The organism is Pantoea sp. MQR6 (assembly GCF_022761075.1).
Taxonomy (GTDB): Bacteria; Pseudomonadota; Gammaproteobacteria; order Enterobacterales; family Enterobacteriaceae; genus Pantoea; species Pantoea phytostimulans.
Window position 1 is genome coordinate 181,085 of record NZ_JAKYXB010000003.1, and the last position, 16,617, is coordinate 197,701.

General features: G+C 51.0%; 15 protein-coding genes, 1 pseudogene and 1 riboswitch. Of the genes and pseudogenes, 8 read left to right on the forward strand and 8 right to left on the reverse strand.

The genetic code is table 11. The features are described from left to right. Positions 1-28 precede the first annotated feature (28 nt). Positions 29-244, reverse strand: a complete 216-nt coding sequence (gene rpsU, locus MUG06_RS13675) for a 30S ribosomal protein S21 (protein WP_001144069.1) — start codon at positions 242-244, stop codon at positions 29-31. Positions 245-524: 280 nt separating this feature from the next. Here rpsU and tsaD point away from each other — a divergent pair, with 280 nt between their 5' ends. Beyond that, entirely contained in the window at positions 525-1,538 is a 1,014-nt protein-coding gene (tsaD, locus tag MUG06_RS13680; protein ID WP_243078924.1) for a tRNA (adenosine(37)-N6)-threonylcarbamoyltransferase complex transferase subunit TsaD, read from the forward strand. A gap of 28 nt (positions 1,539-1,566) precedes the next feature. Here tsaD and plsY read toward each other — a convergent pair whose 3' ends face one another. Next, on the reverse strand, positions 1,567-2,172 hold the full coding sequence (gene plsY / locus MUG06_RS13685) for a glycerol-3-phosphate 1-O-acyltransferase PlsY (protein ID WP_215845554.1): 606 nt from the start codon (positions 2,170-2,172) through the stop codon (positions 1,567-1,569). A 108-nt stretch (positions 2,173-2,280) separates the two neighbouring features. Here plsY and folB point away from each other — a divergent pair, with 108 nt between their 5' ends. Together folB and bacA are read left to right on the forward strand one after the other, a co-directional pair. Beyond that, on the forward strand, positions 2,281-2,640 hold the full coding sequence (folB, locus tag MUG06_RS13690; RefSeq protein WP_243078925.1) for a bifunctional dihydroneopterin aldolase/7,8-dihydroneopterin epimerase: 360 nt from the start codon (positions 2,281-2,283) through the stop codon (positions 2,638-2,640). 193 nt (positions 2,641-2,833) lie between these two features. Next, positions 2,834-3,652 (forward strand): undecaprenyl-diphosphate phosphatase, encoded by an 819-nt coding sequence (gene bacA / locus MUG06_RS13695; protein WP_215845555.1) that lies wholly within the window; start codon positions 2,834-2,836, stop codon positions 3,650-3,652. A 16-nt stretch (positions 3,653-3,668) separates the two neighbouring features. On the opposite strand, the gene MUG06_RS13700 is transcribed toward bacA, so the two are convergent. Together MUG06_RS13700 and MUG06_RS13705 are read right to left on the reverse strand one after the other, a co-directional pair. Then, complete coding sequence (locus MUG06_RS13700) at positions 3,669-4,901, reverse strand: multifunctional CCA addition/repair protein (protein WP_243078926.1); 1,233 nt, start codon at positions 4,899-4,901, stop codon at positions 3,669-3,671. A gap of 159 nt (positions 4,902-5,060) precedes the next feature. Beyond that, complete coding sequence (locus tag MUG06_RS13705; RefSeq protein WP_243078927.1) at positions 5,061-5,681, reverse strand: TIGR04211 family SH3 domain-containing protein; 621 nt, start codon at positions 5,679-5,681, stop codon at positions 5,061-5,063. A 272-nt stretch (positions 5,682-5,953) separates the two neighbouring features. Between MUG06_RS13705 and MUG06_RS13710 the strand changes: the two genes are divergently transcribed. From MUG06_RS13710 to hldE, 3 genes are all read left to right on the forward strand, one after another. Continuing rightward, positions 5,954-7,264, forward strand: coding sequence for an inorganic triphosphatase (locus tag MUG06_RS13710; protein ID WP_243078928.1), 1,311 nt, complete (start codon positions 5,954-5,956; stop codon positions 7,262-7,264). Positions 7,265-7,291: 27 nt separating this feature from the next. Further along, positions 7,292-10,138 (forward strand): bifunctional [glutamate--ammonia ligase]-adenylyl-L-tyrosine phosphorylase/[glutamate--ammonia-ligase] adenylyltransferase, encoded by a 2,847-nt coding sequence (gene glnE, locus MUG06_RS13715; RefSeq protein ID WP_243078929.1) that lies wholly within the window; start codon positions 7,292-7,294, stop codon positions 10,136-10,138. Between the two features lie 75 nt (positions 10,139-10,213). Further along, on the forward strand, positions 10,214-11,638 hold the full coding sequence (hldE, locus tag MUG06_RS13720) for a bifunctional D-glycero-beta-D-manno-heptose-7-phosphate kinase/D-glycero-beta-D-manno-heptose 1-phosphate adenylyltransferase HldE (protein ID WP_243078930.1): 1,425 nt from the start codon (positions 10,214-10,216) through the stop codon (positions 11,636-11,638). A 41-nt stretch (positions 11,639-11,679) separates the two neighbouring features. Here hldE and MUG06_RS13725 read toward each other — a convergent pair whose 3' ends face one another. Beyond that, a complete protein-coding gene (locus MUG06_RS13725; RefSeq protein ID WP_243078931.1) occupies positions 11,680-11,994 on the reverse strand; it encodes an accessory factor UbiK family protein in 315 nt (104 codons plus the stop codon). A 172-nt stretch (positions 11,995-12,166) separates the two neighbouring features. Beyond that, positions 12,167-12,316: riboswitch (FMN riboswitch) on the forward strand. Positions 12,317-12,426: 110 nt separating this feature from the next. Here MUG06_RS13725 and ribB point away from each other — a divergent pair. Continuing rightward, entirely contained in the window at positions 12,427-13,083 is a 657-nt protein-coding gene (ribB, locus tag MUG06_RS13730; RefSeq protein WP_243078932.1) for a 3,4-dihydroxy-2-butanone-4-phosphate synthase, read from the forward strand. 56 nt (positions 13,084-13,139) lie between these two features. Here ribB and MUG06_RS13735 read toward each other — a convergent pair whose 3' ends face one another. Beyond that, a complete protein-coding gene (locus MUG06_RS13735) occupies positions 13,140-13,523 on the reverse strand; it encodes a cell wall hydrolase (protein ID WP_243078933.1) in 384 nt (127 codons plus the stop codon). A gap of 143 nt (positions 13,524-13,666) precedes the next feature. After that, complete coding sequence (gene zupT / locus MUG06_RS13740; protein WP_243078934.1) at positions 13,667-14,434, reverse strand: zinc transporter ZupT; 768 nt, start codon at positions 14,432-14,434, stop codon at positions 13,667-13,669. Positions 14,435-14,631: 197 nt separating this feature from the next. On the opposite strand from zupT, the pseudogene ygiD reads away from it, so the two are divergent. Further along, a pseudogene (gene ygiD, locus MUG06_RS13745) lies at positions 14,632-15,417 on the forward strand (4,5-DOPA dioxygenase extradiol). Positions 15,418-15,454: 37 nt separating this feature from the next. Here ygiD and MUG06_RS13750 read toward each other — a convergent pair. Continuing rightward, positions 15,455-16,615: a glutathionylspermidine synthase family protein gene (locus tag MUG06_RS13750; protein ID WP_243078935.1), complete on the reverse strand. Its 1,161-nt coding sequence runs from the start codon at positions 16,613-16,615 to the stop codon at positions 15,455-15,457. Positions 16,616-16,617: the final 2 nt, after the last annotated feature.

Here is a 16,617-nt window from a genome sequence, read left to right on the forward strand (position 1 = left end):
CGCGATGGAGGCGAACCTCCAGAAGAACTTAGTACAGACGAGTGCGGCGTGCGTTTTCGCGAGCCAGTTTCTTGGCGTGACGCTTAACTGCAGACGCTTTAGCGCGCTTACGTTCGGTAGTCGGTTTTTCATAGAACTCACGACGACGAACTTCAGCCAGAACGCCTGCTTTCTCGCAAGAACGTTTAAAGCGACGCAGTGCTACGTCGAACGGCTCGTTTTCACGTACTTTAATTACCGGCATGTAACCTCTTACCTCAATAATATTCGGTTTTGCTGCTGACTGCGGCGCCAGCACATTTCAAAATGGTGCAGCATTTTACTCCAACTCAAGTTGGTTTGTAAAGCGCCATGTATAATTTGAAACCAACAGGAGCGATTACCTGTGCGGCTGCCGGTTTTTTTTCAGGGGCGGAAGTATAGCGCACTCTTTAGGCGGCAGAAAATCACTTTTTGCAGGGTTTGGCACCTCTGTCTGCACATTTGCTGTGCTAAACTGCGCGCCGCAAGAAAGAGGTGATGCAATGCGAATTTTGGGTATTGAAACGTCATGCGATGAAACCGGCATCGCAATCTACGATGATCAGGCCGGTCTGCTGGCTAATCAACTTTATAGTCAGGTAAAACTGCACGCCGATTACGGCGGCGTCGTGCCTGAACTGGCGTCACGCGATCACGTGCGCAAAACCATTCCACTGATTCAAGCCGCGTTGAAACAGGCAAATTTACAGCCGCAGCAGATTGATGCGGTAGCGTATACGGCGGGTCCAGGTTTGGTCGGCGCGCTGCTTGTAGGGGCAACCATTGGCCGTGCGTTGGCCTTCGCCTGGAAAGTGCCGGCTGTGCCTGTTCACCATATGGAAGGGCATTTGCTGGCGCCGATGTTAGAGGATAATCCTCCCTCCTTTCCGTTTGTCGCGTTATTGGTTTCTGGTGGGCATACACAACTGATCAGCGTAACCGGCATCGGTGAGTATGAACTGTTGGGTGAATCGATTGATGATGCTGCCGGTGAAGCGTTTGATAAAACCGCTAAGCTGTTAGGACTCGATTATCCGGGCGGACCAATGCTGTCAAAAATGGCGCAGCAAGGTACGGCAGGCCGCTTTAAATTTCCCCGTCCGATGACCGATCGCCCGGGGCTGGATTTTAGTTTCTCTGGCTTGAAAACCTTTGCAGCGAATACGATTCGCGGTAACGATGACGATGATCAAACGCGAGCCGATATCGCACGCGCGTTTGAAGATGCGGTGGTGGATACGCTCTCGATCAAGTGCAAGCGCGCGTTAGATCAAACCGGCTTTAAGCGTTTGGTCATTGCAGGTGGCGTCAGTGCGAACAGCACGTTGCGTGAGCAGATGGCTAAAATGATGCAGGCGCGCGGTGGAGAGGTTTTTTACGCTCGCCCTGAATTCTGCACCGACAACGGCGCAATGATTGCCTACGCGGGCATGGTGCGCTTAAAAGGCGGAACCCGCGGTGAGCTAGGCGTAAGTGTTCGTCCTCGCTGGCCGCTAGCGGAATTACCCGCCATTTGACGTAAAAAAAGCCGGCTAGCCGGCTTTTTTATTCTTCGCGCTTTTTCTTGCGCTTCCAGATTTTTGTTTCTTGTCCGCGCCACAGGCGCTGGATGTTGTCGTGATGGCGCAACAGAATAAGACAAGAAAGCATCGAAACCGGGAACGTAAACTGCGGTTTAAACCACCATACGTAAAATGGCGCAATCAGTGCACTGATTATCGCACCCAACGATGAGTAGCCGCTTAATAATACGGTCAGCAACCAGGTTCCCGTCATTAATCCCGTCAGATCCCAGCCAATCGGCGCAATCGCACCTAATGCTGTTGCTACGCCTTTACCGCCGCGAAAACGGAAAAACACCGGATAGATGTGACCCAGACAAGCAGCAATTGCCGTTAAGCCAAGATAGAGCGGCGATACGTGCAACACATAAGCGAGCCAGACGGGGACCATGCCTTTCAATACGTCGAAAATCAGAACGCAGATCGCTGCCGCTTTGCCGCCCACGCGTAACACATTAGTCGCACCAGGGTTTCCTGAGCCGTGAGCGCGAGGATCGGGCAGGCCAGCGAGTTTGCAAACCAGGATCGCACTGGAAATCGAACCGCAAAGATACGCGAAAATAATCATACCAAGCGCGATAGCACTCATAACACAGTACCGTTTCCTTTAGGGTCGTTTTGTTCTCTTTAACCATGGATAATACGCATAATCCGCCGGAAGTGGTATCCGGCTTAGCCAAAAACAGAGACTGACATCATGGATATCGTATTTATAGAACAACTCACGGTGTTCACCACCATTGGCGTTTACGACTGGGAGCAAGGTATTCAACAGAAGCTGGTGCTCGATGTCGAAATGGCATGGGATAACCGTTTAGCCGCGAGCAGCGACGATGTGAAGGATTGCCTGAGCTACGCTGACGTCTCCGAAGCCATCCTGACCCACTTAAACGGCAGCCGTTTTGCGCTTGTTGAGCGCGTAGCTGAAGAAATCGCGGATCTGTTGATGAACCGTTTCAATTCGCCGGGAGTACGCATAAAGGTAGCAAAACCGGGGGCTGTAGCCCAGGCAGCGCAGGTTGGCGTTCGAATTGAGCGCGGGACTATTCCTAAATAAACTCGATGTGATTGCCATCACAATGAAACCAAACCAAATTACTGTTTGTCATAGCAAGTGCCGTTTCGTTGCTTAACGCGAATTAGCCCAAAAACGTAAGGTTTTATTCAGGCGAATGCAGGCAGAATTTCAGGCGATAGCCCTCGCGCTACCGCCTTTTTAATGGTTTTAACACGGATAGAGGGAAAATTTGATGGCAGATATTCATCAGCTTTGGGTAGCTGCAATCCTGGGCATTGTCGAAGGGTTAACCGAGTTTTTACCGGTCTCTTCAACAGGGCACATGATTATAGTTGGCCACCTGCTGGGCTTTGAAGGGCAAAAGGCTGAAACGTTTGAAGTTGTGATTCAGCTGGGTTCGATTCTGGCGGTAGTGGTGATGTTCTGGCGCCGCCTGTTTGGTTTAATTGGTATTCGCTTCGGTGAAGTGAAACATGAGGGCATCGGCAGCGGACATTTAACGCTGATCCACATTCTGCTGGGCATGGTGCCAGCCGTGGTGGTTGGGCTGGCATTTCATGATCAAATCAAAACGCTGTTTAACCCGATAAACGTGATGTATGCGTTAGTGGTAGGGGGTGTGCTGTTGCTGGCGGCGGAGTTTTTCAAACCTAAGCAGCCTAAAGCGGTTGGTATTGACGATATCACTTATCGCCAGGCGTTTATGATCGGTTGCTTCCAGTGTCTGGCGCTGTGGCCGGGCTTCTCGCGTTCAGGTGCGACTATTTCTGGCGGCATGCTCATGGGTGTGAGCCGCTATGCGGCATCAGAATTTTCATTCATCCTGGCGGTGCCGATGATGATTGGCGCAACGGGATTAGACCTCTACAAGAGCATCGGTTTCCTGACCATGGAAGATTTCCCGATGTTTGCGGTGGGTTTCATTACTGCGTTTGTCGTCGCGATGATCGCCATCAAAGTCTTCCTTGAGCTCATCAAGCGAATCTCTTTCGTTTCGTTTGCTATCTACCGCTTCATCCTTGCAGCGGTGGTTTACACCATCTTTATGTAAACCGTTTCGCGGCCAGTCATGCTGGCCGCGAAGTCGTAATACCCTCAGCGACGGCAGCAATACGTCGTCGCGTGAGCTCCTCCCGCACTTCAATTCCTTTAAATCCAGCCTCAACCACTGCCTTGGTAGGCACAGCTTGTGCCACTGCAAAAGCGCGGCGTAAATAGTCGCCTTGCGGATAAGGCATGCTTTCTAAACCTGCACGTCCACGCGCATCCGCTTCACTGGTCAGCGCCATCTGTTCAACACGTTGGGGTTTACGCCAGGCATCAATGCGATCAAACAACGCCACTAACGACTCTGCAGATTGGCGCTCAATAGTATGCACCACGTCATGAAATTCAGTGACGACCAAGGCTAAATCTCGAATGGCGTTTGGTACGCGCAGGCGCTGACACAATACTTCAACCAAGGGAACGCCTGCCGGGCCATGTCCATGATGGCTTGGCCACTTTTCGGGCGCCGTCAGGGCCTTGCCAATATCATGAAACAGCGTGGCAAAACGCACGTCCAATGAATCAGATAAAGCCGCTGCCATAGCCAGTGTCATCAAGGTGTGAACGCCAGTATCAATTTCTGGATGCCATTTTGCCGGAGCCGGAATACCAAAAAGATTATCGATCTCGGGGAACAACACCTTGAGTGCACCGCAATCACGTAAGACCTGAAAGTAAACCTGAGGATTACGCGTCGTCAGGGCTTTCTCAGTCTCTTTCCAGACACGCTCAGCGGTGAGATCAGCAAGTTCTCCGCTTTCCACCATCGCCCGCATTAGCGCTTGGGTTTCATCGGCAATGCGGAAATTAAGGTGTGCGAAGCGGGCTGCGAATCGCGCAACACGCAACACGCGCAGCGGGTCTTCATTAAAAGCCATGGAAACGTGGCGCAGCAGGCGCTCAGCAATGTCGCGTTGGCCATGATAGGGATCGAACAGGCGACCTTCTTCGTCGCGGGCAATGGCGTTAATGGTCAGATCGCGACGCTGCAGATCTTGCTCCAGCGTTACGTCCGGTGCCGACCACGTTACAAACCCGGTATAGCCTGTGCCGTTTTTGCGCTCGGTACGTGCTAACGCATACTCTTCCCGGCTTTTAGGATGGAGGAAAACCGGGAAGTCGCGCCCAACTTGTTGATAGCCTTGCTCAAGCATGGCTTCTGGCGTGGCACCAACAACGACCCAATCTTTGTCTTTAACCGGCAGATTCAAGAGCGCATCACGTACTGCGCCACCTACAAGAAACGTCTTCACTCAACAACTCCAGAGATAAAAAAGTGACTTACGCACCTGCGGCTTCCTGCTCCTGAATTCAGGTGTGCATGTTGTTTTATTGTTGCACACATTTGCCAGATTGCAGGCATGCGAAAAAGGGCATCTGGCGATCCCCTTTTATAAACAAACAGATACGCGTTAGTTCATCCAGCGATCTTTTTTCTTTCGGCTTGGGATCATGTGTGGCAATAACAAGCCCAACAGCAGACCAACACCGAGTACGCCGCCACCATACATAAACCACTGCATAATGATGGTGCGCTGTTTGTCATCCAACTGCACATTAGCGGCGCTGACTTTCTTCTGGGCGACAATCAGCTCGTTTTTCAGCTTTTGATTATCATTTTGCAGACCGGTAATGACGCTGTCGCTGTTAGCGACTTTGTTCTGCATTTCAGAGGTGCGTTGATTCCAGCTGTTATCGATGTTATCCAGCTTGGCGGTAAGATCTTTAACCTGCTGCTCTAGCTGCGGCACGCGTGTACGCAGGCTTGGACTGGCGCTCAACTGTGACAACGGAATCCACGTAGTGCGGCCTTCTGAATCACGGATCTGGCCGTAATTCGTGTCGTTGTTGGTTTGCACCAACTGCACTTCTTCACCTGCGTTCAGCTTACCAAGCAGGCGAAACTGATCGCCTGGTCCGCTGCGAACCCAGGTAGACAATTCATCAGAAACGTAACGTTTTTCTTCGGCGTGGGCAGGTGCGAGAGTGCTGAGAGCCAGCAAAGTAATTCCAGCGAGTGTGATTTTTTTCATTAGATTTCGTATTTGCTTGATGACTAAAAATTTACCGGCACAGTCTGGAGAGGCTTCGCATAAATCTGAATGAGAACTATCCTGGTCTCAATTACCTGCGAAAAGGGCTGCGAAAGCACAAAGAAAGCAGAGACAGCCCGGCTTCTGTGCATTAATCTTCGCCTGATAACCCCTTTAGCTTTCAAGCTGCAACTGCATTAATTCGCTGATTGCGGCCTGGAATATGCGAGGGAAAACCTCTTAAGTGCCAGCGGCGTATTGAATAAAAAATTATGACCATTGAAATCGAACTAAAGTTCATTGCGACATCACAGGCTGCCGAGAAATTGGCAGACGCACTCGTGGCGTGGCCGCATCAGTATCAGGCTGCGCGTGAGTTAACCAATATCTATTTTGAAACCGACGACAATCAGTTGCGTCGTTGGGATATGGGTTTGCGCATTCGTGGTGTCGATCAACGCTATGAAATGACGCTAAAAGGCGGCGGCAAAACGCTGGGTGGTTTACACCAGCGCCAGGAATATAACGTAGATCTGGTTGAGCCGAAACTCGATATCACTCAATTACCTGTTGAAATCTGGCCGAAAGAAACCGACATAGCTGACTTGCAGCAGCGTTTGCAGCCACTGTTTACTACGCATTTCCAACGCGAAATTTGGTTGGTGACCTTCGGCGGCAGTGAAATCGAAGTCGCATTTGATCGGGGTGAGGTTGCCACAGAGTCTTTCAGCGAGCCGCTGTTTGAAGTCGAGCTGGAACTCAAACAGGGCGAGCGTAGCGACATGCTGGCTTTCGCTCAACAGCTGATCGCAGTCAGCGGGCTTCGATTGGGCAGCCTGAGTAAAGCTGCGCGTGGCTATCAACTGGCGCAGGGCAACCTGCCTCGTCCCGTTCGTGCTTTCCCCGTGTTGAAAACCGATGCAAAAGTCACGGTTGAAGAGGGCATGATTGCCGCGCTGTCAGCGGGACTAAACCATTGGCAATACCATGAAGAAGTTTGGTTACGGGGTAATGGCTCTGCGCAAGATGCCGTGCGCGAAGCGCTGGAAGTTTTACGTCAGGCGTTTGCTTTATTCGGCGCTTTAGTACCACGTAAAGCCAGCAGCGAGCTGCGCCAAAAGCTGACAACGTTAGAAGAGATCTTAGCGAATGAAGAGGTCAACGCGCAGGATTTTTGCTTCTCTCCACTCTCTGTTGAAACACAGTTAGCACTCACTCGCTGGTTGGTTGAATCGCACTGGCAACAATGGATTGATGAAAAAGGAAAGACCAAGCTTCAGGCTTCCTTCAAACGTTTCAGCGATATTATGTTAGCCCGCATCAATGCCGATCTTAAAGAGACGTTTAGCGCGGTCAAGCAGCCCAATGAGTACCATGACAAAGCGACACGCCTTGCTCGTCAGCTGCTCGCCGTTCATTTGCTGGCAGGCGCATATGTGCAGGAAGCCGTGGCGATTTGGCTGGCGCCATGGCAACAGCTGCAACTGGCTATTGAGGCGCATGAGGAAAATGGATTGCCGTGGCTGGCTGGGCAGGCCATCAAGCAACCTGCTTTCTGGAAAAGCAGCGGTCCAGCGCGTTAAGTCCGAACACATCATCAGGGAGGGAATATGTTGCCAGAATTACCTGCATTATTACGATCACAAGCTGAAAGTGCCGCAGTGCGATTGGGCGCGCCTTTTGCCTCGTTAAGCGCAGAGCAGGTCGCGGGCCTGGCGTTTAGCGATTTCGTGGTGGAAAATCTGCAACAACATCCCGACTGGTGGCAAGAGATCCAGCGAGAGTCGCCGCAAGCGGATGAGTGGCGACATTACGCTAACTGGCTGGCGTTGGAAATGCAGACAGTCGACAGCGAAGCAACATTGATGCGTGTGCTGCGGCTGTTTCGTCGTCGAATGCTGGTTCGCATTGCATGGATGCAGTGCTTGTCTCACGCGAGTACCGAACAAAGCCTGCAACAGCTGAGCGTTTTAGCCGAAGTCCTTATTTGCCGCGCCCGTGATTGGGTGTATCAGGATTGCTGCCAGGATTTTGGCACGCCCTGCAACGCAGAAGGCGATGCCCAGCCGATGCTGATTCTCGGCATGGGTAAGCTTGGTGGAGGAGAACTCAACTTCTCCTCTGACATTGATTTAATCTTTGCCTGGCCAGAAAATGGCGTGACGCGTGGAGGACGGCGGGAGCTTGATAACGCGCAGTTTTTCACGCGCATGGGGCAGAGACTGATTAAAGTATTGGATCAGCCCACGATTGATGGCTTCGTTTATCGGGTTGATATGCGTTTGCGCCCGTTTGGTGATAGCGGCCCGCTGGTGCTCAGTTTTGCCGCACTGGAAGATTATTATCAGGAGCAAGGCCGAGACTGGGAGCGTTACGCCATGGTCAAGGCGCGCCTGATGGGCGATGAACAGGATCGCTGGAGCCAGGAACTGCAACAAATGCTGCGACCTTTTGTCTATCGTCGTTACATCGACTTTAGCGTGATCCAGTCGCTGCGTAATATGAAAAGCATGATCGCGCGTGAAGTACGTCGACGCGGCCTGAAAAACAATATCAAGCTGGGTGCGGGTGGCATTCGTGAAACCGAATTTATTGTTCAGGTCTTTCAGCTGATTCGTGGTGGACGTGAGCGTTCACTTCAACTGCGTGCCCTCATGCCAACGTTGGCGGCGATTGGCGAGCTGGCGCTGTTACCCGCTGAGCAAATTGACGCATTGCGTCATGCTTATCTGTTTCTACGTCGGCTGGAAAACCTACTGCAAAGTCTGGGCGATCAACAAACCCAAACCTTACCTGACGATGAACTTAATCGCGCGCGACTAGCATGGGCGATGAATACCGATGGCTGGCTGGCATTAATGGCGCAGATGGAAACGCACATGTCATCTGTGCGCGCTATTTTCGATGAGTTGATCGGTGAAGATACGCCCGACATTGACGACCAGCGCGAACTGGCTGAATTCATCGGGCTGTGGCAGGACAAGCTGGACGAGGATGATCTGGTGCCGTTAATGCCGCAACTCAATGAAGAGCAGCGTCGTTCGCTGCATCAAACGCTGGAGGCGTTCCGTCAGGATATTAATCGGCGCACTATTGGGCCGCGTGGGCGCCAGGCGCTTGATCAGCTCATGCCGCGCTTGCTCAGTGAAATCTGCCTGCGAACAGATGCTGCGGTGACGTTTAGCCGTTTGACACCTTTATTACTCGGCGTCATTACGCGCAGTACCTACCTTGAGTTGCTAACCGAATACCACGGTGCGCTGCGTCATCTCATTCGGCTCTGTGCCGCTTCACCGATGGTCGCCAGCCAACTGGCGCGCCATCCTTTACTGCTGGATGAGTTGCTTGATCCCGCTACGCTGTATCAACCGACTGCCACCGATGCGTATCGTGATGAATTACGCCAATACCTGATGCGTATTCCTACCGATGACGAAGAGCAACAGCTTGAAGCGCTACGCCAATTTAAGCAGGCCCAGCTTTTGCGTATTGCAGCAGCGGATATTGCTGAAACCTTGCCGGTAATGAAAGTCAGCGATCACTTAACCTGGCTGGCAGAAGCGATTATAGAATCCGTGGTGCAGCAAGCGTGGAACATGATGCTGCACCGCTATGGCCGACCTTCACACCTTAAAGATGAAAATGAGCGTGGTTTTGCGGTATTAGGCTACGGCAAATTAGGCGGTTGGGAACTGGGTTACAGCTCTGATCTTGATTTAGTGTTCCTGCACGATTGCCCGCTGAATGCAGTCACTGAGGGTGAACGCAGTATTGATGGCCGCCAGTTTTACCTGCGGCTGGCGCAGCGGGTGATGCATTTGTTTAGCACCCGTACCTCTTCCGGCATTCTCTATGAGGTTGATGCCCGCCTGCGGCCTTCAGGTGCAGCAGGCATGTTAGTCAGTACTTTCGACGCCTTTGCTGAGTATCAGCATCAAGAAGCCTGGACATGGGAACATCAGGCGCTGGTGCGGGCTCGCGTAGTGTTTGGAGAACCCGCATTAGGGGAGCGTTTTAGCGAAATTCGTCGCGGTATTTTATGTTTGTCGCGTGAGGCGGGTGGCCTGCAAACTGAAGTGCGGGAGATGCGTGAGAAAATGCGTACCCATCTCAGTAACAAGCATAAAGGTCGTTGGGACATCAAAGCCGACGAAGGCGGCATCACCGACATTGAATTCATCGCGCAATATCTTGTCCTACGCTACGCCACACAACAACCAGTGCTGACGCGCTGGTCAGATAATGTGCGAATTTTCGAGCTGATGGCGAAGCACCACATCATGCAGGAAGATGAGGCGCTCGCGTTGACGCAGGCTTACGTCGCGTTGCGTGATGCATTGCATCATCTTGCCTTACAGGAGCTTCCTGGCCATGTTGAGCCAGAAGCATTTGAAGTCGAACGGCAAACGGTGAAAGAGAGCTGGCAGCGTTGGCTGGTTTCACCGGTTTCTCTCTAAGCGCCGGCTAATAGCACATTTCGCAACTGTGATATTATCCGCGCACTATTTTTACAGCAGTCTGGAGTGTCTGGAATGAAAGTGACTCTGCCCGCGTTTGGTCAAGCCTCGGTGCTGGTCGTCGGCGATGTGATGTTAGATCGTTACTGGTATGGCCCAACCAGCCGTATTTCACCTGAAGCGCCGGTACCGGTAGTGAAAGTGGACACGGTTGAAGAGCGTCCTGGCGGCGCGGCGAACGTAGCAATGAACATTGCTGCACTTGGCGCAGCATCACGTTTGATCGGTTTGACGGGCGAGGACGATGCGGCACGAGTACTGAGTAGCACGCTGAAAGACGTCAATGTTAACTGTGATTTCGTGGCAATAAAAAGTCATCCTACCATCACTAAACTGCGCGTACTTTCTCGTAATCAACAGCTTATCCGCCTTGATTTTGAAGAAGGGTTTGAGCAGGTCGATCCAGAGCCTATTCATCAGCGTATGCGTCAGTCGTTAGCCTCTACCGGTGCGCTGGTGCTTTCTGATTACGCTAAAGGCGCCCTGAGCAGCGTGCAGGCAATGATTAAGTTGGCGCGCGAAGCGAAAGTACCGGTATTAATCGATCCTAAAGGTACTGATTTCGAACGCTATCGCGGTGCGACCTTACTTACCCCTAACTTTTCAGAGTTTGAAGCAGTGGTTGGCAAGTGTAAGAGCGAAGACGAAATTGTCACGCGTGGCATGCAGCTGATTGCAGACTATGACCTGTCGGCATTGTTGGTAACTCGTTCTGAAAATGGCATGACATTGCTTCAGCCGGGTAAAACGCCGCTGCATTTACCGACCCAGGCGCAAGAAGTTTACGACGTTACGGGAGCGGGCGACACGGTAATTGGCGTATTAGCCGCAGCCTTGGCCGCCGGAAACTCACTGGAAGAAGCCTGTTTCCTTGCCAATGCGGCAGCGGGTGTTGTCGTCGGAAAATTAGGCACATCAACGGTTAGCACCGTTGAGCTGGAAAACGCAATCCACGCCCGCCCTGAACAGGGTTTTGGCATCATGAGCGAAGCGCAATTAAAAGTGGCCGTTGAAATGGCACGCAAGCGCGGCGAAAAAGTGGTGATGACCAACGGTGTATTCGACATCCTTCACGCCGGTCACGTTTCTTATCTCGCTAATGCACGTAAGCTGGGTGATCGTTTGATTGTTGCGGTTAACAGCGACGCTTCTACCAAGCGGTTGAAAGGTGAGAGTCGTCCGGTTAATCCACAAGAAAACCGCATGATCGTACTGGGCGCGTTGGAAGCGGTAGATTGGGTTGTGGTGTTTGAAGAAGATACGCCGCAGCGTTTGATCGCCGGTATATTGCCTGATTTGCTGGTAAAAGGCGGCGATTACAAACCTGAAGATATTGCGGGAAGCAAAGAGGTTTGGGCCAACGGCGGTGATGTACGTGTGCTGAACTTTGAAGACGGTATTTCAACGACCAACATTATTAAAACCATTCGTGGCCAGTAAATAATGTAATAAGCGGGAGAAGGCTCTCCCGCTTTGTCATTTTATTCCGGGGTATTTTCCGGTTTGATCACTGCCGCTTCCTGTGGCGTGATCACTGCGGGTGCCGGTGCGGGTGCGTTTTGGCTCTCTAACTGCGCCAAACGTTGCTCCAACGCAGACAGTTTCTCGCGTGTACGCAGTAATACCTGCGTCTGCACATCAAACTCTTCGCGGTTGACCAAATCCATACGCGTCAGTTGCGCCTGAAGAACCTGACGAATTTTCTTTTCGACATCGTCACCAAACTCACGAATTCCCTTCGGCATCGCTTCATGGACCTGGCGTGCAATTTGTTCAATTTTTTTCGTGTCGATCATGATTATTTCCTGGTTACGGGTTGCTGATGGCAGCAGTTGTGCGCACTCGATATCTGCTAAGTGTAATGCCAGAAATGAAAAGGTTAAACCTGAAATCGGTAACGCAGGAAATGCCAAAGCATTTGCAGTTTTGTTGATTGCCGCTCCAGTTGATCGGCGCTATAGTAATTTTGCTTATTCTCAGGGCGGGGCGAAACTCCCCACCGGCGGTAAATCAGCGTCAGCTGAAAGCCCGCGAGCGCTTCACAAGTGATCGTGAAGGTCAGCAGATCCGGTGTAATTCCGGAGCCGACGGTTAAAGTCCGGATGGGAGAGGGTAAAGACATCTGCTGGGCTTTTTGTCCACGCCACGTTATTGCCACGTCTGTTGACGTCACTCCTAAGCTCGCCCTGATTCTGGTAACCCAATACATTTAAAAGGTTTTTATTACCATGAATCAGACGCTACTTTCTGAATTTGGCACGCCGGAACAGCGTGTAGAACGTGCCATCGCCGCACTGCGTAATGGACGCGGTGTGATGGTGCTTGACGATGAAAATCGTGAAAACGAAGGTGATATGATCTTTGCCGCTGAAACGATGACCGTTGAGCAAATGGCGCTCACCATTCGTCACGGCAGCGGCATTGTTTGTCTATGCCTGACTGAAGAACGTCGTCAACAGCTCGATTTACCGATGATGGTGGAAAATAACACCAGCTCATACGGCACCGGTTTTACCGTCACTATTGAAGCTGCTGAAGGCGTTACCACCGGCGTTTCGGCCAAAGACCGCATCACAACGATCCGTGCAGCTGTTGCTGACAATGCCAAACCGAGCGATTTGAATCGTCCTGGCCACGTATTCCCTTTACGCGCTCGCGATGGCGGCGTGTTAACGCGCGGTGGCCATACTGAAGCAACCATTGATTTGGTTACGCTGGCTGGTTTTAAACCCGCAGGCGTATTGTGTGAGCTTACGAATGATGACGGTTCGATGGCGCATGCACCTGAAGCTATCGCGTTTGCGAAACAGCATGAGATGCCGGTAGTGACTATTGAAGATTTAGTGGCTTTTCGTCGCGATCGTGAAACGCGCCAGGCGAGCTGATTAACCTGCGTTATAAATGAAATGAAACAGGCCGGATTTCCGGCCTGTTTTGTCTTTTATCTACTGGCATAAAAAATGTGATTACCGATCACAACGGTACGTTCAAATGCGTGACGCCAGCCGGGCTTAACCCGATGAGCATGAAAATAAGTTGCTCCTTTCGTCACATCTTCCACTTCCCCATTAATAATTCTGTTCGCAAGCTCTTGCGCTCGCTGCCAGCTTTTGTCATGTGCTGGGGGATGTGAATGCGGATTTTTTTTTAGAGATGTCCAGGAAAACTGTTTCGGTGCATACACCACCGGACAGATTTCTTTCACATCCCATTTTGCCCTGTTCATGGTTACCGTACCGACGGCAATTTGTCCCATTAACGGTTCACCACGCGCTTCGTGATAAATGTTCAGCGCCAGGCATAATATGGCACCTTGGACTAACATAACGCTCCGTTGGTTTATTGACGTGCAACGGAGTGTAATTAGTGAAGGTGGTCGACCGTACAAGACCCGTCTCGGTTAGAGGTTTATTGAGTATAAATCATTCAGTAATGCTTTTTTTATCAGTTATTTGCGACGATTCTTGCTCAGCCGATACCGGTGGTTTGTAAGAGCGTCAGGCTTAAACCCATGACGGTCATGCCACATAATACGCCGTAACTAGGATTGTTATGCGGGTCAATTTCGCGCGCTAATGGCATCAGTTCATCCACTGATAAAGCCACCATAATTCCTGCAACGGCCGCCATAACGGCAGCAATAATCACTGGTGAAACCATGGGTCCCAGCAGCATAAAAGCGATAACGCCGCCTAAAATTTCTGCCATTCCCGATACGCAGGCCCAAAAGATCGCTTTCATTTTTGAACCCGTGGCAGCATACATCGGCCCAGCGACCGCTAATCCTTCCGGAATGTTATGTATGGCCACCGCAAGCGCGATCCCCATACCAAGTTCCATATCACTGCTGGCGGTAACATAGGTTGCAACGCCTTCCGGGAAGTTGTGCAAACTAATGCCCAACGTCAACAAGATAGCGGTACGACGCAAATTAGTCGGACGGCGTTTAACCGCGACCATATCTTGTGGATGCTGATGCGGCAGCATGCGATCTAAAGCGAAGTATCCCAGCAGGCCCAGCATAAACATGCCATAACCCAAGATTGGCGACATACCTTCCGCATGTAATGCAGCAGGCAGCATCTCCATAAGCGAGATCAGCAGCATGATGCCAGCAGCAAAACCGAGAGCAAATGCGAGCACTCGATTAGAAGGTTTTTGTCCTATCACACCCAATAGCGCGCCGATAAAAGTCGCGGCACCTGCCAGCACGGTAAGCAGTAAAGGTACTGACATTGCACTCTCCTTAATGATAATGATTCCCAGTTAAAGTACCTTTAACCTTACAAAAGATCGAGTTTTGTTACGTAAAGAAATGTCGAAAAAACATCATTCAAATTCTCTGATGATCATCATCATGCTTATCCGCGTGATTAGCGGCACAAACGGCGTATCGTAACGGCTATCAAGGCGGCACTTTTTAGGAAAGATTTATGAGTCAGTTACGTATGCCGGCGCTGTTTTTGGGACATGGCAGCCCTATGAACGTGTTAGAAGAAAACCGTTATACCGAAGCCTAGCGGGAAGCAGGTGAAACGCTACCGCGCCCACGCGCCATTCTTGCTATTTCTGCGCACTGGTACACGCGAGGCACCGCAATAACGGCGATGGAAAACCCACGCACCATTCATGACTTTGGCGGTTTTCCTCAAGCACTGTTTGACACACGTTATCCTGCGCCGGGCTCACCTGATTTGGCGGAAGAGATTGCTAAATTGCTGTCGCCTGTTCCGGTTCAGCTTGATCAGGAATGGGGATTCGATCACGGTTCCTGGGGCGTATTGATTAAAATGTATCCTGAAGCCGATATTCCTGTGGTGCAGTTGAGTATTGACGCGACTAAACCTGCAGCCTGGCATTTTGAAATGGGGCGTAAATTAGCAACGCTGCGTGATCAGGGCGTGATGATTGTGGCAAGCGGCAATGTGGTACATAACCTGCGAATGGTGCGCTGGGGCGGCGGGGATGACATCTATCCGTGGGCAAGTCGCTTTAATCAATTTGTGCGTGAAAATCTGGCATCACAAAGTGAGGCTGAAACGCATCCATTGGTGAATTTTATGCAGCATGAAGGGGCCAGCCTTTCGAATCCTACGCCGGAACATTATCTGCCACTTCTGTATGTTTTGGGCGCACGTCAGCCGGATGAACCCGTGACCATTCCCATTGATGGTATGGAATTAGGTGCAATCAGTATGTTGTCAGTACAGGTTGGGTAAAAATACTAAACAGGCCATTTATCTGGCCTGTTCATTTTTATTCAATAAAGGCGTGCGGATAAAAGCGAGAAAGATCTTGGGTGATCAAGTCACGATCTTCACGTAAGCCAATCCCGGCGGGTTGATCGTCTATTAGCCAACTGCCGATCAGCGTATAGCTGTCGCCAAATTTTGGCAGCGGATAAAATTCCTGCACAATCATGCCTTCTTCACCGTACGGCCCGTCAACGCGAGCAATTTCAGTACCATTCTCAACAATACGAATATTGGCGCCTTCGCGTGAAAATAGCGGCTTGACCACATACTTCGTCATAGGTGGAACATCATCTTCCGCGAAATAGGCAGGCAACAAATTCGGGTGATTTGGGAACATCTGCCACAACATGGGCAACAAGGCTTTGTTCGACAAAATGCTTTTCCAGGCAGGCTCTAACCAGCGTACGCCAGCATCTGCCAACTTGGTTGAAAACATCTCGCGCAGCATGAATTCCCAAGGATAGAGCTTGAAGAGATTACTGATTACCTGATCGTGAGCATCAGTAAACTCGCCTTTTTCACCCAAACCAATTTCATCAATGAAAAGAAATTCGCTCGGTAAACCCGCTTCGGTCGCGCAATCTTGCAGATATTGCACGGTGCCGCGATCTTCATCAGTGTCCCGACAGCAGGCAAAATGCAACCACTGGAAGCCATGCTGCTGATGTAGGTTAGCGAAGCGCTCAATCAGCTTTTCTTGCAGGCTGTTGAATTGATCGCTGCCGGCCGGCAATTGGCCTGCATTAAGCTGATCTTCCAGCCAAAGCCATTGAAAAAAAGCCGCTTCATACAGTGAGGTTGGGGTATCGGCATTATTTTCCAGCAGCTTTGCATCACCTTTACCGTCCCAGGCGAGATCGAGACGCGAATAAAGAGAGGGTTGACGCTGTTGCCATGAATCGCGGACAAAATCCCACGTATGTTTGGGAATACGGAATTTAGTCAGCAACGCCTCGCTGCTCACCACTTTCTCCACTACCTGCAAACACATCTGGTGTAATTCAGCAGTGGTCTCCTCTAGCTGGTCAATTTGTGCCAGCGTGAACTGATAATAAGCGTCTTCACACCAGTAAGGCTCGCCATGCATGGTATGAAAACGAAAACCAAATTCAGTGGCTTTTTCTCGCCAGCCTGGGCGCTCAGAAATAGCAATGCGTTGCATAT

What these genes read in the sequence shown, in the direction of transcription:
- ribB (WP_243078932.1), top strand. Translation starts at nt 12,427, where the DNA reads ATGAATCAGACGCTACTTTCTGAATTTGGCACGCCGGAACAGCGTGTA.
- zupT (WP_243078934.1), bottom strand. Translation starts at nt 14,434, where the DNA reads ATGTCAGTACCTTTACTGCTTACCGTGCTGGCAGGTGCCGCGACTTTT.
- MUG06_RS13725 (WP_243078931.1), bottom strand. Translation starts at nt 11,994, where the DNA reads ATGATCGACACGAAAAAAATTGAACAAATTGCACGCCAGGTCCATGAA.
- tsaD (WP_243078924.1), top strand. Translation starts at nt 525, where the DNA reads ATGCGAATTTTGGGTATTGAAACGTCATGCGATGAAACCGGCATCGCA.
- plsY (WP_215845554.1), bottom strand. Translation starts at nt 2,172, where the DNA reads ATGAGTGCTATCGCGCTTGGTATGATTATTTTCGCGTATCTTTGCGGT.
- MUG06_RS13735 (WP_243078933.1), bottom strand. Translation starts at nt 13,523, where the DNA reads ATGTTAGTCCAAGGTGCCATATTATGCCTGGCGCTGAACATTTATCAC.
- hldE (WP_243078930.1), top strand. Translation starts at nt 10,214, where the DNA reads ATGAAAGTGACTCTGCCCGCGTTTGGTCAAGCCTCGGTGCTGGTCGTC.
- MUG06_RS13705 (WP_243078927.1), bottom strand. Translation starts at nt 5,681, where the DNA reads ATGAAAAAAATCACACTCGCTGGAATTACTTTGCTGGCTCTCAGCACT.
- folB (WP_243078925.1), top strand. Translation starts at nt 2,281, where the DNA reads ATGGATATCGTATTTATAGAACAACTCACGGTGTTCACCACCATTGGC.
- bacA (WP_215845555.1), top strand. Translation starts at nt 2,834, where the DNA reads ATGGCAGATATTCATCAGCTTTGGGTAGCTGCAATCCTGGGCATTGTC.
- MUG06_RS13710 (WP_243078928.1), top strand. Translation starts at nt 5,954, where the DNA reads ATGACCATTGAAATCGAACTAAAGTTCATTGCGACATCACAGGCTGCC.
- rpsU (WP_001144069.1), bottom strand. Translation starts at nt 244, where the DNA reads ATGCCGGTAATTAAAGTACGTGAAAACGAGCCGTTCGACGTAGCACTG.
- MUG06_RS13750 (WP_243078935.1), bottom strand. Translation starts at nt 16,615, where the DNA reads ATGCAACGCATTGCTATTTCTGAGCGCCCAGGCTGGCGAGAAAAAGCC.
- glnE (WP_243078929.1), top strand. Translation starts at nt 7,292, where the DNA reads ATGTTGCCAGAATTACCTGCATTATTACGATCACAAGCTGAAAGTGCC.